This is a genomic window from Saccharothrix sp. 6-C (assembly GCF_016695385.1).
In the GTDB taxonomy this organism is placed as follows: domain Bacteria; phylum Actinomycetota; class Actinomycetes; order Mycobacteriales; family Pseudonocardiaceae; genus Actinosynnema; species Actinosynnema texasense.
In genome coordinates this window covers 5708460-5723592 of record NZ_CP064192.1, presented here as the reverse complement: position 1 = coordinate 5723592, position 15133 = coordinate 5708460, and the positions used below count along the sequence as shown (strand labels likewise).

The following is a 15133-nucleotide window of genomic DNA, read 5'->3' as shown; positions in this document are numbered from 1 at the left end:
GGTACCGGCGATGGCACGGGCACTCGTGGTCTTCGAATCCATGTTCGGCAACACCAGGGCGGTCGCCGAGGCGGTGGGCGCGGCTCTGGCGGAAGGCAGGCACGTCGACGTCGTGGAGGTCGCCGCCGCGCCGGACGTGCTACCCGATGACGTCGACCTGCTCGTGGTCGGCGCGCCGACGCACGCGTTCAGCCTGAGCCGGGCCTCCACCCGCAAGTCCGCCGCCGACCAGGCGACCGGTGAGCTGGTGTCGCGGGGACGCGGCGTGCGCGAGTGGCTCGACGCGCTCGCGCCCGGCGACCACACCGTGCGGGCCATCGCGTTCGACACCAAGGTCAAGGTGGGATGGCTGCCGGGCTCGGCCGCCAAGGCGATCACGAGGCGCTTGCGGCGGCTGCGCTTCACCGTTGCGGGCGCGCCGGTGTCGTTCTACGTGGCCGGCACCCCGGGCCCCTTGCTGGAGGGTGAGATCGAGCGCGCGACGGCCTGGGTCCGGACCATCCGCGCCACCAGCCGGACGTGACCCGCCTGCTGGTCGTGCGGAGTGCGCTCACAACCGACACGACGGCAGACCACCAGCCACACCGCTACGGACGGTGAACGGTCCGTGGTCTGCCGCGCGCGGTTTCCGATCCGGCGTGCCGGGTAGGCCCTGGTGAGGACTCGCCGGCCAGGAATGGCCGTCCACCGGAGGCGCTGTCGACGGAAATCACCGGATCAAGGGAAGATCGTGATGAAGGCCCAGGACCTGATGACCCATGCCGTGGTGACCGTGCGGCCGGGGATGGCGGCCAAGGACGCCGCGCGACTGCTGGTGGAGCACGGTTTCACCACGCTGCCGGTGGTCGAGGGCGGCGACCGCCTGGTGGGCGTGGTCGCCGAGGCGGATCTGCTGCGCAACCGCGTCCTCCCCGACCCGAGGACGTTCGTGCACGGACGACCACCCGAGCCGCTCGCACCGGCGTCGACGACCGTCGCGGAGGTCATGGTGACCGATGTGGTCGCGGTCGACCCGCGCACGCACGTGTCCGAGTTGAGCAGGCTCATGCTGGACAAGCACCTGCGCGTCGTCCCTGTCGTGCGAAACGGCGTCCTCGTCGGCGTGGTCAGCAGGCGTGACCTGTTGCGCATGATCGCGCGGGACGACGACGTCATCGCGACCGACGTGCGGCACCAGCTGGCCGTCGCGGCGGGGCGCGTCCCGTGGCGGATCTCCGTCACCCACGGGATGGTCACTCTTGCGGGTGAAGATGCGAATGACGTGGAGCGGCACGTCGCCACCGTGGTGGCCGGCGCGGTGCCGGGGGTGGTCGGCGTGGAGGTGGCCGAGCCCGACGGCACCGCGTGAGGTGCACACCCGTCTGGGTGGCGTGTCAGTCGGGCACTGTGCTGTAGGTGATGTCCGCGTTCGTGTAGTCGAACTGGGCGTAGGCGAACGGGCCGTCGGGCAGGTGCCAGACCGCGGTGCCGCGCCGGGGGCGCATGCGGCCCGCGACCAGGCACCAGCCGTCGACCGGGGTGGACCAGCGCGTCTTGACCAGACCCTCGGGCAGGTCGGCCCAGCGGTCCTCGGTGCTGAACTCTCGTGGTGCGCCCCGGTCGTCCACGGTGACGTGCGCGGTGACCGTGTTGTCGTGGTCGGTCAGCGTGAGGCCGAAGGTGTGCCCGTCGACCGTGGTCCACTCGACGGGCAGGCGCAGCAGCATCGACGGCGCCAGCAGGACGGCGTCGTTGAGGAACGTCACCAGCTCGCCGAGGTCGAACTCGTGGCCCCTGCCGGCGGCGACCGGGAGCAGGCCCAGGGCGGTGGCGTGCATCCGGCCGTGCCCGTGCTCGTAGACGTCCTCCGCCCGCACCGGGACGACGTGGGCGAGCTTGAGGCGCATGCGGAAGTCGCGGGTCAGGCCGGTGGCGTCGTTGTGCTGCTCGCTGATGCAGGCGATCCAGTTCCGGTTCGGGCGCGTGCGGAAGAAGCCGTGCGCGGTGGCGTGGAACGACACGTCGGCCGGACGTCCCAGCACGCGGGTGAACTTCAGGTGGCGCTGTGCCGGCTCGGGCAGGTGGGCGATGTCGTCCGCGGTGATCGGACCGGCGTGCATCGTGCTCGTCATGGGTGGCACCTCCACATCTGAGCCTGCTCGAACCGTTGTGCGAGTGGCAGGGCCGAAGGCAACCGGCGGGAGGGGACTTCCGGCCGCGTCATGCCGGTGAACCGTTCGTGCGGTCGATCATGCCCGGTCCGAACACCTCGTAGTGGATGTGGTCGGCGGGTACGCCCCGGCGCAGCAGGCCGTCGCGGACGTGGCGCATGAACGGCAGCGGGCCGCAGACGTGGGCGGTCAGGTCTGTGGGCAGCGGCACGGCGTCGACGTCGAGCAGGCCGTGCCGTTCGCCTTCGCCGGTCTCGTACCAGGTGAGCACGTCGGCAGCGGCCAGGCTGGAGGCGAGGTGGTCGATCTCGGCGCGCAGCGCGTGCCGTTCGGCGCGGCGCTCGGCGTGCGCCACGACCACCCGTCGGGTGGGGTCGGTGCGGGCGATGTGGTCGAGCATCGCCGCGGTGGGGGTGATGCCGATGCCGCCGCTGACCAGCAGCACCGGGCCGGTCCCGGCGGCGAGGACGTTGTCCCCCGCCGGAGGGCCGACCAGGAGGGTGTCGTCGGCGTGGACGTGGTCGTGCAGGTGGTTGGACACCGCGCCGTCCGGGGCGTTCCCGTGAGCGCGCACGCGGCGCACGGTGATCCTCAGGGAGCCGCGTGCCGAGCCCTGCGACAGGGTGTACTGCCGGGGTTGGCGTCGCCCGTGGGGCAGGTCGACGGCGACGGAGACGTACTGGCCGGGTGCGAAGTCGGGCACCGGGCCGCCGTCGTCGGGCACGAGCGTGAACGACACCGCGTCGACGGCCTCGTCCTGACGCTTGGCCACCCGCCAACGCCGCCAGAGCGTCACGGGGTCGACGCCGCCGCGCTCGTACAGCCGCGCCTCGGCGGCGATCAGCTCGCACGCGAGCAGCCAGTAGACCTCGTCCCACGCGGAGGCGACCTCGGGGGTGACGGCGTCGCCGAGCACGGTGCCGACGGCGGCCATGAGGTGGCGGCCGACGATCGGGTACTGCTCGGCGCGGATGCCCAGCGACACGTGCTTGTGCGCGATGCGCTCGGCGACGGGGGCGAACGGCACGGCGGCGGGGTCGAGCAGGTGCTCGGCGAAGGCCACCACGGCGGAGGCCAGCGCGACGCGCTGCTGCCCACTCGCTTGGTTGCCCTGGTTGAACAGGTCGAGCAGCTCGGGGTGGGCGGCGAACATCGACGGGTAGAACACGCCGGTGATCTCGACGGCGTGGTCGCGCACGACGGGCAACGTCGCGCGCACCACCTCGGCGGAAGCAGCGGACAGCACGGGATGTCTCCTCGGTGGGTTCGTCGAGCTGGGAGGGGGTGGCACCGGTCTCGCCCGGTCATGACCACGAGATCGCGTCACGCGGACGCGTCGGAGCGGCCGGACCGACGAGGTCCGCCCGCTCCCACGTGCGTCACCGCAACCAGGTGTGGTCGCGGACCACCGGCAGGGTCGCCCACCAGCGGCCGAGGCCCCAGGTGGCGCCCGCGCCGGCCAATGCCACGGCGATCAGCGCGACGGCGTAGATGATGTGGTAGTCGACGATCGGGTTGGTGGACATGCTGGGCTCGCCGGCCGAGGTGAACTGGGCGAGGGGCCATTCGGCGGCCCACATGAGCAGCATCATGAGGGTTCCGGCGATGGCGGCGAGGCGGAGGCCGACGCCGGCGGTGACGGCGACGCCGATGGCGAGCAGGCCGAGCATGAACAGCCAGTCGGCCCACCAGGCGCCCGCGATGGCGTGGAAGGTGGACTCGAAGGGGCCGACCGCGACCCGGCTGAGGAAGCCCTTGGTGGGCGAGCCGCCGTTGATCCAGGCGTTGGCGGCCTTGGTGGCGTAGCCGAGGCCGAAGGCCTTGTCGAGGAACGCCCACAGGAACACGAACCCGGTCGTGATCCGCAGGACCGCGAGCGCGATGGCCCCGGCGTCGGCGCGGACCGCCGTCGTCGCGGTCGTACGGGCCGTGGCGCCTGTCGTGGCACCGGAGTGGCTGAGCGCTGTCATGGCTTCTCTCCTTCTTGATCTCGTGTTCGACATGAGCTTCCCGCCGGCGGCGGCTGTGCGACGCGGTCGAAGGTCCTTGCCCGACGAGGACGTCCGGCACCACCTTCAGAGGTCGGTCGTCACGGGTCGACGTCCGGCGCCACCAAGGAGTGCAGGAGTTTGACGAGCTGGACGACGAGGGCGACCGACACGGCGACGAGCACGATGGTCAGCGTGGTGCGGGTGATCGTCGTCCACGGGATCTGCGCGTCGTCGAACCGGAAGGGCCACACCGCCGACATCGACGTCAGCGCGGCCAGCGTCGCCGTCGTCGTCAGCACGTCGCCGAGCAGCACCAGCCGGCGTCGGGGGAACAGCGCGCACAGCGCGTTGACGCCGACGCCGAGCACCAGTCCGACGTTGACCTTGTACCTGCCGAAAATGTCGTCCGTGCGGGTCAGGCGGCCTGGTAGTACTCGTTGAGGATGCCGCCCAACCGCTGTCGCCGGCGGATATCCAGGTGGGTGACTGCGACTTGGTCGGTGACGGGGTGGCAGGGCGCGTAGCGGTCGTGCGTTGTGGATGCCTTGGTGGGGTCGGTGGGTGTTGTAGAACTGCTCGTATTCGCGCAGTGAGTGGAGCAGGTGCTGTTGGTTCCAGATGAGGGTGCGGTCGAGGAGTTCTCGGCGGCAGCTGCAGAGCCGGCGTTCCGTGATCGCGTTCATGCGCGGGATGCCGACGCCGCTGAGGACGACCTGGATGCGGCGTCGGCGAGGACGGTGTCGAACAGCGCCGGGTACTTCCCGTCCCGGTCGCGGATCAGGAACCGTACGTGTCAGCCTTCGTCTGCGAGGTCCATGGCGAGGTTCCTGGCGGCTTGGGTGACCCAGGAGGCGGTCGGGTGCGTGGTGGCGCCGAGGACGCGGATCCGGCGGTTGGCGTGCTCGATGACCGCGAGCACGTACAGGTGGGCTCCGCTCAACGTGCGGGTCTCGAAGAAGTCGCAGGCCAGTAGCGCCTCGGCCTGTGAGCGGAGGAAGGCCGACCAGGTCGTCGTGGTGCGCTCGGGTACCGGGTCGACCCCGGCGTCCCGGAGGATCTGCCACACCGTGGAGGCCGCGACCTTGATGCCGAGGACGAGTAGTTCGCCGTGGATGCGGCGGTAGCCCCAGGTCGGATTCTCTCGTGCCAGACGCAGCACCAGGAGTCGGATCGAGCGGATGGTCCGTGGGCGTCCGGGCCGCTTGGGTCGGGATTTGGCTGCGTGGCGGCGGGCGAGGAGGTCTCGGTGCCACCGCAGAATCGTCTCCGGGCGTACCAGTAGCCGGAGTCGACGAAGCGCATCGATCGGGAGTCGGTGCAGCAGTGCCGCGAGAAATGCCCGGTCGACGGGGGACAGTCGTGGGCGGGCGTCTCCGAGTTGGCGTTGCAGGACCATGACCTGGTGGCGCAGCGCCAAGATCTCCGTGTCCTTGTCCCGGTCGCTCATGGGCAGCAGGCGCAGGAAGGCGAACGCGTTGGTCACACCGAGGTAGGTCAGTCGGAGCAGCACAGTCGGTCATCATGCCGCGTCAGTCGAGGGCGCTGCGGACCTGTAGCCGCACTCACGAGCACCTCGGCCCCTCACACTACGCACGGCTTCAACCTGCATGGATGGAGTTATCGGCAGGCACAAGGTCGACCAGGTTGTCGTGGTGCGCTGGGGCGCCGGGTCGATTCCTGCGTCCTTGAGGAGCTGCCAGACGGTGGAGACTGCGACCTTGATGCCGAGGACGAGGAGTTCGCCGTGGATGCGGCGGTAGCCCCATGTTGGGTTCTCCCGTGCCAGGCGCAGTACCAGGAGTCGGATCGAGCGGATGGTCCGTGGTCGGCCGGGCCGCTTGGGGCGGGAGCTGGCTGCGTGGCGACGGTCGAGGAGGTCTCGGTGCCAGCGTAGAACTGTCTCCGGGTGCACCAGTAGTCGGAGTCGACGAGGCGTGGCGACCGGGAGTCGGTGCAGCAGGGCCGCGAGGAATGCCCGATCGCCGGGGGAGAACCGTGGACGGGCCGTCACCGAGTTGGCGTTGCAGGGCAGTGATCTGGTGCCGCAACGCCAGGATCGCCGTGTCCTTGTCCCGGTTGCTCATGGGCAGTAGGCGCAGCAGCGCGAAGGCGTTGGTCACGCCCAGATAGGCCAGTCGGAGCAGCACAGCCGGTCATCATGCCGCGTCAGCCAACGGCACTGCGGATGGCAGCCGTCCCCGTGAGCGCTTGACGCCTCTTGGGCTTATACGCGTCCTCTACCTGCATAGATGAGGTTATCGGCAGGCACAGGGTTCTCCCTGGCGAGCCGCAGTACGAGCGACTTGACCGCGGGCCGGGTCGGTGGGCGTCCGGTGCATCGACGCGCGGAGTAGTCCCACTTGCGAGCCATGATTTTGTGGTGCCAGGCGAGCAGGGTGCCCGGGGTGACCGGAAAGATCTCTGACCACCGTCGACGATTCACCAAGCCGGACAGAGCCGCGAACCAGAGCCGGCCCGGGCTCATAGCGGACTGGACTCGCGAGTTGCCGACGGAGTACGGCGTTCTCGTGCCGCAACACGAGCAGTTCGGCATCCTTCGCCGCTTGGCTGCGCAGCAACACCGACGGAACAGACAGCAACCTCCATGTCGTCCTGTACAGCAGGGACACCATCACCCGGCCATGCTCCCAAAGACGACCGCGCTCCCGCTCCACCAGCGGCGATGACCTTTCGAGCGGCACAGGGGTCGACGCCGCCGTCAGCTGTGAACGGATGTCACCGAGGCGTTGCGACACGTGTCCGGATGTGGGTGGTGGCGGCCACCCACATCCGGTCCGGGGGCGGTCAGGCAGCGGCGGCGGTGCAGGCGGGTGCTGAGGCCGGGGCGGCCATCGCCGTGGTCGTCACGGGCGGGCCGGCGTTTGCCGGGCGGGTGCCGGAGCAGTAGTGGGACGACACCTCGCCGCCGGTGGAGTCGCCGAACGCGAACACCAGGTACGACTGGCCGACGTAGAGCGAGAGCCCGCACATCGACCCGGCGTAGTTGGTCGTCACGGTCACGGTCGCCGGCACGTCGCCCTTGTACTCTTGGTCGACCTGCACGGCGTACGCGCGCAGGTCGTCCCAGACGTAGTCGGGCTTGCCGCGCTCCAGCACGGTGGATGCGGACACGTGGCCGCTGAACACGTGATCGGCCCGTGCGTAGCGCTGTGGTTCGGTGTCATAGGGCAGACAACTGCACGCACTGGCAGTACCGGTGAGCACGGCGGCGGACAAGACGGCCGCCAGCGCCACGGCACCGGTGGCGTGAGCGAGAAAACGCAAGCGCGCCAATGAAAGCTCCCCTGGTCGGGTGAACGGTGGCGGTGCTCTTCCAGCGTATCGGTCGACGCTCCGGCCGGCATTCGCCCAGTTGCCACTTCTTCGAGTCGGGTGCCGCACAACGGCGCCACCACAACCCTGTACCACTTGAAACCGTTGTCGCTGGTAGAGCGAGTGTCAGCGTGTCGAGAGCATGCCCTGTGGGGTGTCAAAAGTCGGGCACAGGACCTGACCTGCGGTTAGGCGGCTGCGTGTTCGTACTCGTTGATCAGGCCGCCGAGGACTGGTCGTCGGCGTATCGAGGTGCAGCCTGGCTCTGCGGTCGGATGGTCTGGTTGTGGTGGGGCGAGTTCTCGGGCTTGGTGCGGGCGGCGGTGGTTGTAGTGCCTCGCGTAGCGCTGCAGCACTGCCCGCAGGTGGTGTTCGTTGAGGATGAGCAGGCGGTCGGTGGCTTCGTGTCGGACGGTGCTGACGAAGCGTTCGGCGTGGGCGTTGGCTCGCGGGCACCGTGGCGGGGTCTTCATGACCTGGATGCCTGTGCCGGAGAGGTCCGCGTCGAGCGAGGTGGTGAATTGGCCGGCCCGGTCGCGGATGAGGAATCGGAGGTCGTCTGTCCGGTCTCCAAGGTCCATGAGCAGGTTGCGGGCTTGTTGGGTGGTCCATGCTCCGTCGGGGTTGGTGGTGGTGCCGAGGATGTGGACGTAGCGGGTGGCGAGCTCCATCACGAAGAACACGTAGACCCGCGTGAGGGTGATGGTGCAGTCGACGTGGAAGAAGTCGCAGGCCAGCAGGCTCGAGGCCTGCGCTCGCAGGAATCGTCGCCAGGAGGTATGGGTGTCGCGCTGGGGTGCGGGCGGTATTCGCAGGCGCTTGAGCACGCGGCGGATCGTTGAAGCGCCTACCCGGTGGCCGAGCTTGAGCAGCTCTCCCTGGATCCTGCGGTGGCCCCAGCCGGTGTTCTTCCGGGCCATCCGCTTGATCAACGCCATGACGGTGTCGTGGACCGGTGGGCGGCCGGTCCGGTTGGGGTACGTCCACTTCTTCGCGACCAGGCGCCGGTGCCAGCGGAGGAGGGTGCCCGGTGTCACCAACCGGTGTTGTCGTAACCAGTTGGGTAGGCGTCGGACCAACGCGGCGAGCATCGCGCGATCGGCCCAGTCCAACCGCGGGCGGGGGCTGGTTCGGCGCAGCACGGCGACCTCGTGCCGCAGCACCAGCAGTTCGACGTCCTTGGCCGCGGAAGACCGGCCGAGCAGAACCAGCCACTCACCGAGTCGGGCGAAGATCAGGCCCGATGCGTCGCCGCGCGCTGTGGTCCCACTTGCGGGCCACGAGTCTGCGGTGCCAGGCGAGCAGGGTGCCCGGCGTGACCGAGACGATTTCCCGGCATCGGCGACGATCGAGCGGCCCGGACAGGGCGGCGAACCATAACCGGTCCGCGGGCTCGTAGCGGACCGGACCCGCGAGTTGCCGGCGAGGACCGCGTTCTCGTGCCGCAGCACGAGCAGTTCGGCGTCCTTCGCCGCCTCGCTGCGGAGCAGCACCGTCGGGACGGACAACAGGCGTACTGCTCTGCGTGCTTCCAGCCTTGCTGGACTCGTGGAAGCCCTGAGCAGCGATGTTCGGGCAGTGGGCGAAGACGTCAGTGCCTTGGTGCACTGGATCAGCCGGATCTTGAGACCGCGGCGGCTGATGTCACACCGATGGCGTCCGTGTTCGGATCCGGGTCGACGTCGGCGCCACGGAGCGGGCAGGTGCAGCCTGCGCTACCAAGAACCGCCCGCTGCCTGGGTCGTTTCGGCCGACGAGCGACATTACGGTTCTGTCCTGGAAACCAAAGAATAGGACCTCGGGTTTATTGTGATGTCAATCCATGATGTACAGACTGATGGATCTCCTGGTGCGGGCGTTGCCAGTTCCACGTCGGCGGTGCGGGTTCAGGGCCTGAAGAAGGTCTACGGCACGGGACCGCAGGCGGTGACTGCCCTTGCGGGCGTCGACGTGATGTTCGAACGGGGTACGTTCACGGCGGTGATGGGGCCGTCGGGTTCGGGCAAGAGCACGTTGCTGCAGACCGCGGCGGGGCTGGACCAGCCGACCGGCGGCCAGGTGTGGGTCGGTGACACGGAGTTGTCGCGACTGTCCGAGACGGATCTGACGAAGCTGCGGCGGTCGAAGATCGGGTTTGTTTTTCAGGCGTTCAACCTCATCGGAGCGTTGACGGTGCAGGAGAACATCGTGTTGCCGTTGCAGTTGTCGGGAAAACGCGCCGATGCCGCGTGGGTGCGGCAGGTCGTCGACCGGGTCGGGTTGACCGAGCGGTTGGCGCACCGGCCGTCGGAGCTGTCCGGCGGTCAGCAGCAGCGGGTCGCGATCGCGCGGGCGTTGGCGACGCGCCCCGAGGTCATCTTCTGCGACGAACCGACCGGTGCCCTGGACACTCAGACCGCGGGCGAGGTGCTGAGTCTGCTGCGTTCGGTGGTGGACGAGGCGGGACAGACGGTGATCATGGTGACGCATGATCCCGTGGCGGCGTCGTATGCGGATCGTGTGATGGTGCTGGCCGACGGCCGGATCGTGCACGACATGCCGCAGCCGGGTGCGGAGCGCATCGCGGAGCACCTGGCGTCGCTGGGTCGTCGCCCTCACATGACGCAGGAGCGCATCGCGGAGCACCTGGCGTCGCTGGGTCGTCGCCCTCACATGACGCAGGAGCGCTGACCGATGCTGACGCTGGCCGCGAAGATGCTGCGCCACCGCATGGGCAGCGCGGTCGCCACCCTGCTGGCCTTGACGGCCGGAGTGGTGCTCTTGATGTCGATGGGACTTCTGGTGGAGTCCGGCCTGCGGTTCGAGGCCGCGCCGAAGCGTTACGCCGCAACAGACGTTGTTGTCGCCCATCGCGACATCACGGTCACGACCAGCGGTGAGGAGAAGGTCACCGTAGAACTGCCTGAAGGGGGCACCGTCCCGACCTCGATGGTCGAACGGCTCCGGCAGGTACCGGGTGTGGCCACCGTTGTGGGGGACACGTCGGTGACGGTGATCCTGGAGAACGGCGGGGCCACCGGGCACGGGTGGAGCAGCACGGTGCTCACCCCCTACGAGCTGGTCTCGGGTGCCGAACCGAAGAAGGGTGAGGAGGTCGCGCTGGATGAACGCCTGGCCGGCTCGACAGCGCCCGGCGACGAGGTCCCGATCCTGGTGGATGGGACGGCACGCGTCTACCGGATCAGCGGCCTCGTGCGCAATGCCGGCCCACGGCCGGCTCCTGACGCGTTGCCTGCGGTGTTCTTCACTGACGAGCACGCGGCGGCCGTGTACCCGCGGCAGGGCCGGGTCGACGCTGTCGGCGTCATCGCTGAGCCCGGTGCGTCCAGTGCCGCAGTGGTCGCCGACGTACGCGAGCTGGCCACCGAGGCCGGAGCCAAGGCATACGCCGGAGCCGAGCGCGGGTTGCTGGAACAGTCCGCGGATGCGGCGGCCGGCCGGATGCTGGTCCAGCTCGGCACCGTCTTCGGCGGGTACGTGGCGCTGCTGGTGATGTTCGTCGTGGCCGGAACCATCGGCCTCGCGGTCCGGCACCGGCGACGCGACCTCGCCTTGCTCCGGGCAGTCGCCGCCACCCCCGGCCAGATCACCCGGTTGATCCTCATCGAGGTTGGGCTGCTCAGTCTGCTGTCGGTCGTGATCGGCGTGCCCTCGGGCTGGTTCGCCATCCGATGGCTGCGCAGGGAACTGGTCGACCACAAGTTCATCCCCGACACGTTCCCGTTCAGCGGCGGTGTGCTGACCGCGGTGGCGGTGGTGGTGGCGACGATAGCGGTGGCGGTGGGCGCCGCGCTGATCGCCGCCCGTCGGACGGTGCTGATCCGCCCGACGGAGGCACTCGGCGAGATCGCTGTGGAACCCCGCCGGAACAGCAAGATCCGCTTGTTCTCCGGGTTCGTCGCCTTGGCCGGTGGCGTTTTCCTGACCACGCTCACCACTGCGCTGAAGGGGACCGCTGCCCTCGGCACCGCGATAGGCGTGCTGTTCGTGCTCGTCCTCGCGGTCGCCCTGCTCGCCCCCTGGATCAACCGGGTGGCCGCCCGGCTGCTCGGCCCGGTGCTGCGCGCCGTGTGGGGCGACAGCGGTTACCTCGCCGCGGCGAACCTGCGCGCCAACGCCCAAAGCATGGTCACCGTGCTGACCGCACTGGTGCTGTCGGTTGGCCTCGGTGGCTCGATCTGGTTCCTCCAGGACAACCAGCAACGAGCGGCCGTTGAGCAGAACCGTGACGGGATGCTCGCCCAACACGCCGTGATCTCCGCCGCGGGTCTGCCTGACTCCGCCCTCACGGAGATCCGCGGGATTCCCGGCGTGGCGGCCGCCACCGGAATGCGCAATACCTCGATCATCCCCGCCGGGGGAGAGGAGGCCAGCGGTGTGCAGGCGATCGATCCGGCCGGCGCCGAGCTCACGATGGACCTCCGGGTCCGCAGCGGCAGCTTGGCCGACCTGCGCGGCCCCGCCATGGCGGTGTCAACCTTGCAAGCCGATTCCAACGGCTGGGAGATCGGCGAGCAGGTCGAGGTGTGGCTCGGCGACGGCACACCGGCCACCCTGCGCATCGTCGCGATCTACGACCGGGGCATGGGTTTCGGTGAGGCCACCGTCGCCAAGGACGTCATCGACGGCCACACCGCCGCCACCGGCTACGAGCGGATCCTCGTCCGCAGCGAACCGGGCACTGACATCACCACCGCCCTGGCCGACGTCGCCGACCGGCACCCCGGTAGCACCGTGACGAGCACCGCCGGTCTCACCGGCCAGCTCGCCGACGATCTGGAGCTGGGATCCTGGTTGAACAAGCTGCTGGTCGGCATCATGGTCGGCTACGCCGCCCTGGCCGCCGCCAACATCATGGTCATGGCCGCCCTCACCCGTGGCCGTGAACTGGCTCTGTTGCGCTTGGTCGGCGTCACCCGCAAGCAGGTGAAGAGAATGGTTCACGCGGAACAGACCGGCCTGCTCGGCGTTTCCCTGCTGATCGGTGGAACCATCGCCGCGATCACATTGGTATCGGTGGTACGCACCCTCACCGGGCAGACCGTTCCCTACGTTCCCACGCTGGGATGGGTGTCCATCATCGGCGGCACGACGCTGCTGGCCCTGCTCACCACCGTCCTGCCCATCGCGCGACTGCTCCGAATCCCGCCGATCGCGGGTATCGGCGTCAAAGAGTAACGATCGCCCGGGGCAGCAGACCGTCCCGATCCGGCTGAACGACAACCGAAGGGCGCGTCCGCACCGCGAGGACGCCCTTCGGTTGTCGTCGTCAAGCGTCTGGACGACGAGCACGCTGACGACGGTGTTCGAAGCCCTGCGCCACAGGCCCAAGTCGTTCGACTCACCGCCCGCTCCGGGTTCGCTCCGTCCGCAATCCGGGTGGAGCTCGGTTCGTACTCGCAGCGCTGGAGCCAATCGCTCGGCCAGGACAACGCAGCCACGTCTTCATGCTCCCGAGGTGCTTCGAGCCAGTCGGCTGAAGGCCGGAGAGGCAACGGTCGATGGCTGCGGCGTAACGCCGCTCTGCGCTCGCCGGGGTGGTCGACGAACCGTCGTTACTTCGGTCCGCTGCCCTTGAGGTAGCGCAGGACCGCGGTGACGCGCCGGTCCGCCCGGTCGTCCGGTGCGAGGTCGAGCTTCGCGAAGATGCTGCGGATGTGCTTGTGCACTCCGCCTTCGGTGATGACGAGCCGCTCGGCGATGGCGGTGTTGCCGAGCCCTTCGGCCATGAGCGCGAGCACGTCGCGTTCCCTGGGGCTCAGCCGGCCCAGCGCGCTGGTGTGCGGGTTGCGGGCCAGCAGCTGACCGACGACTTCGGGGTCCACGGCGGTGCCGCCGGCGGCCACCCGATGCAGGGCGGTCAGGAACTCGTCGACCCGTCCCACCCGTTCCTTCAGCAGGTAGCCGAGCCGGCCGGCGCCGGCGGCCAGCAGTTCGGTGGCGAACGTCTGCTCCACGTACGCCGAGAGCACGAGCACCGCGAGCCCTGGCCGGCGGCGGCGGGCTTCGACCGCTGCCACGATCCCCTCGTCGGTGTGGGTGGGCGGCATCCGCACGTCGACGATGGCGACATCCGGCTCGTGCTCGGCCACCGCGGCCAGGAACGATCCCGGCGTGTCGGTGGTGGCCACCACGTCGAGCGACTCGGCGCGCAGCAGCAGCGCCAATCCCTCGCGCAGCAGCGGGTCGTCCTCCGCGATCACGATCCGCACGGCAGCTCCACCCGCATCGTCGTCGGCCCACCGGCCGGGCTGTCCAGGGTGAAGCGCCCGTCGTACGCCTCGATCCGCCGGCGGATACCGGCCAGACCCGACCCGCCGCGTTCGTCCGCGCCACCCCGGCCGTCGTCACAGATCCGCAGCAGCAGCCTGCTGCCCTGCCTGGTCACCTCCACCACGGCTTTCGTGGCGCCGCTGTGCTTGGTCACGTTGGACAGGGCCTCTGCCACCACGAAGTACGCGGTGGCTTCGACGGAGGCGGCGCACCGGCCCGGTACGTCCACCACCACCTCGCACGGCACGCCGCAGCTGCCGGCGAGGCCGGCCAGGGCGCCGGCGAGCCCGCGGTCGGCCAGCACCGGGGGCAGGATGCTGCGCGCCACCGCACGCAGCTCGGCAAGTGCCTGTTCGGCGGCGTCCTGAGCTCGGTCCAGCGCGGAATGGGCCGCGGCGGGGTCGCGGTCCACGGCCCGTCGCACGGCGCCGAGCAGCACGGTCACCGCGACCAGCCGGTTCTGCGTGCCGTCGTGCAGCGACCGCTCGATGCGGCGCAGCTCGGCGGCGTGCGCGTCGAGGGCGGCGGCACGGGTGGCGGTCAACTCGACGACCCGCAACGAGAGGTCGGCGCCTGCGGGAGGTGCCAGCAGGTGCCGGCCCGGCCACTCCTGCGCCCGGACCAGCGCCGGCCCGAGCACGACGATGAAGGCGCCGCAGAGCACGCCGGTGGCTCCGACGGTCAAGGGACCCGTGATGGTCCAGAAGAGGAAGCTGGGGGAGTTGTCCTCGGGCGGCAGCAAGTGGTACCAGAACGGGTACGTCGTGTTTTGCAGCATCACGGCCGGCAACGAGAGCCCGATGAACCCGGCGGCGAAGCCGGCTGTGGCGTGCAGCAACAGCCATGCCAGCTCACGTCGCACCGTCACGTCGCGCAGCGCGGCCCGCGCCCGGTGCGGCACGAGGCCGGGGCCGAGAACATCGAGCCGGGCCCGTTCCCGGTTCGCGACCGCCCGCAGCACACTCAGAGCGGAGGGCACCAGGACAATGCCGACACCAACGCAGCTGAGCAGCACGACCACGCCGATCCAGACGAGCACGGCCATTGCGAGCAACGCCGTCGCCAGGCCACCTATCAGGCGCGCAACGGCATCGAGCGACGCCCACAGGCGCCGCCACACCCGAGTCATTCCACCTCCCGATCCCGGACCCTGTCCGAGCACCACACTCCACATCGGACCGAGTCGACCTACCCGCCGTCGCCCCCCCACCAGGGCAAGCTGGTCGCTGTCACGAGGTCGTCTGTGTCGAGAAGTCGGACGGACGTGCTCAGCCGTCGACGCCTGGCGCCAAACAATCACGAGCCGCATGGCATCGTTGATTCCAAGGCAGAACGTAATGTCGTCCGCTGGTCAGAGCGACCCAGACTGCAGGTGGTTCTTGGTAG

The 15133-nt window shown here is 69.6% G+C and carries 13 protein-coding genes and 1 pseudogene; 4 read left to right on the top strand and 10 right to left on the bottom strand.

Annotation, left to right across the window (positions count from 1 at the left end; translation table 11 throughout):
- Positions 1-10 precede the first annotated feature (10 nt).
- Together IOD16_RS23750 and IOD16_RS23745 are read left to right on the top strand one after the other, a co-directional pair.
- Entirely contained in the window at positions 11-523 is a 513-nt protein-coding gene (locus IOD16_RS23750) for a flavodoxin family protein (protein ID WP_201436213.1), read from the top strand.
- Between the two features lie 210 nt (positions 524-733).
- A complete protein-coding gene (locus tag IOD16_RS23745; protein WP_201436212.1) occupies positions 734-1348 on the top strand; it encodes a CBS domain-containing protein in 615 nt (204 codons plus the stop codon).
- A 25-nt stretch (positions 1349-1373) separates the two neighbouring features.
- Here IOD16_RS23745 and IOD16_RS23740 read toward each other — a convergent pair whose 3' ends face one another.
- From IOD16_RS23740 to IOD16_RS40580, 8 genes and pseudogenes are all read right to left on the bottom strand, one after another.
- Positions 1374-2111, bottom strand: a complete 738-nt coding sequence (locus tag IOD16_RS23740; RefSeq protein ID WP_201436211.1) for a DUF6544 family protein — start codon at positions 2109-2111, stop codon at positions 1374-1376.
- A gap of 88 nt (positions 2112-2199) precedes the next feature.
- On the bottom strand, positions 2200-3396 hold the full coding sequence (locus IOD16_RS23735) for a globin domain-containing protein (RefSeq protein WP_201436210.1): 1197 nt from the start codon (positions 3394-3396) through the stop codon (positions 2200-2202).
- A 133-nt stretch (positions 3397-3529) separates the two neighbouring features.
- The gene (locus IOD16_RS23730; protein ID WP_201436209.1) at positions 3530-4120 is read right to left on the bottom strand and encodes a DoxX family membrane protein; all 591 of its coding nucleotides are present in this window, start codon (positions 4118-4120) and stop codon (positions 3530-3532) included.
- A 119-nt stretch (positions 4121-4239) separates the two neighbouring features.
- The gene (locus IOD16_RS23725) at positions 4240-4509 is read right to left on the bottom strand and encodes a hypothetical protein (RefSeq protein WP_201436208.1); all 270 of its coding nucleotides are present in this window, start codon (positions 4507-4509) and stop codon (positions 4240-4242) included.
- A 216-nt stretch (positions 4510-4725) separates the two neighbouring features.
- A pseudogene (locus IOD16_RS40590) lies at positions 4726-4824 on the bottom strand (hypothetical protein); the annotation flags it as partial.
- A gap of 110 nt (positions 4825-4934) precedes the next feature.
- On the bottom strand, positions 4935-5651 hold the full coding sequence (locus IOD16_RS40585; RefSeq protein ID WP_236594315.1) for a helix-turn-helix domain-containing protein: 717 nt from the start codon (positions 5649-5651) through the stop codon (positions 4935-4937).
- A 1295-nt stretch (positions 5652-6946) separates the two neighbouring features.
- The gene (locus IOD16_RS23710) at positions 6947-7366 is read right to left on the bottom strand and encodes a hypothetical protein (RefSeq protein WP_268957742.1); all 420 of its coding nucleotides are present in this window, start codon (positions 7364-7366) and stop codon (positions 6947-6949) included.
- A gap of 296 nt (positions 7367-7662) precedes the next feature.
- Positions 7663-8967 carry an integrase core domain-containing protein gene (locus tag IOD16_RS40580; RefSeq protein WP_236594314.1) on the bottom strand — a complete coding sequence of 435 codons (1305 nt, stop codon included), beginning with the start codon at positions 8965-8967 and terminating at the stop codon, positions 7663-7665.
- A gap of 319 nt (positions 8968-9286) precedes the next feature.
- On the opposite strand from IOD16_RS40580, the gene IOD16_RS23695 reads away from it, so the two are divergent.
- Complete coding sequence (locus IOD16_RS23695) at positions 9287-10144, top strand: ABC transporter ATP-binding protein (RefSeq protein WP_201436206.1); 858 nt, start codon at positions 9287-9289, stop codon at positions 10142-10144.
- A 3-nt stretch (positions 10145-10147) separates the two neighbouring features.
- Positions 10148-12652 carry an ABC transporter permease gene (locus tag IOD16_RS23690; RefSeq protein ID WP_201436205.1) on the top strand — a complete coding sequence of 835 codons (2505 nt, stop codon included), beginning with the start codon at positions 10148-10150 and terminating at the stop codon, positions 12650-12652.
- Between the two features lie 377 nt (positions 12653-13029).
- Here the strand turns inward: IOD16_RS23690 and IOD16_RS23685 are convergent, their stop codons facing one another.
- Both IOD16_RS23685 and IOD16_RS23680 read right to left on the bottom strand, forming a co-directional pair.
- Positions 13030-13686, bottom strand: coding sequence for a response regulator (locus tag IOD16_RS23685; RefSeq protein ID WP_201436204.1), 657 nt, complete (start codon positions 13684-13686; stop codon positions 13030-13032).
- Positions 13674-14876 (bottom strand): sensor histidine kinase, encoded by a 1203-nt coding sequence (locus IOD16_RS23680; protein WP_201436203.1) that lies wholly within the window; start codon positions 14874-14876, stop codon positions 13674-13676. Before IOD16_RS23680 ends, IOD16_RS23685 begins: the two co-directional genes overlap by 13 nt.
- Between the last annotated feature and the right edge of the window lie 257 nt (positions 14877-15133).

Coding starts and splice junctions, on each gene's coding strand:
- IOD16_RS23750 (WP_201436213.1), top strand. CDS start 11: ATGGCACGGGCACTCGTGGTCTTCGAATCCATGTTCGGCAACACCAGG.
- IOD16_RS23745 (WP_201436212.1), top strand. CDS start 734: ATGAAGGCCCAGGACCTGATGACCCATGCCGTGGTGACCGTGCGGCCG.
- IOD16_RS23740 (WP_201436211.1), bottom strand. CDS start 2,111: ATGACGAGCACGATGCACGCCGGTCCGATCACCGCGGACGACATCGCC.
- IOD16_RS23730 (WP_201436209.1), bottom strand. CDS start 4,120: ATGACAGCGCTCAGCCACTCCGGTGCCACGACAGGCGCCACGGCCCGT.
- IOD16_RS23695 (WP_201436206.1), top strand. CDS start 9,287: ATGTCAATCCATGATGTACAGACTGATGGATCTCCTGGTGCGGGCGTT.
- IOD16_RS23690 (WP_201436205.1), top strand. CDS start 10,148: ATGCTGACGCTGGCCGCGAAGATGCTGCGCCACCGCATGGGCAGCGCG.
- IOD16_RS23680 (WP_201436203.1), bottom strand. CDS start 14,876: ATGACTCGGGTGTGGCGGCGCCTGTGGGCGTCGCTCGATGCCGTTGCG.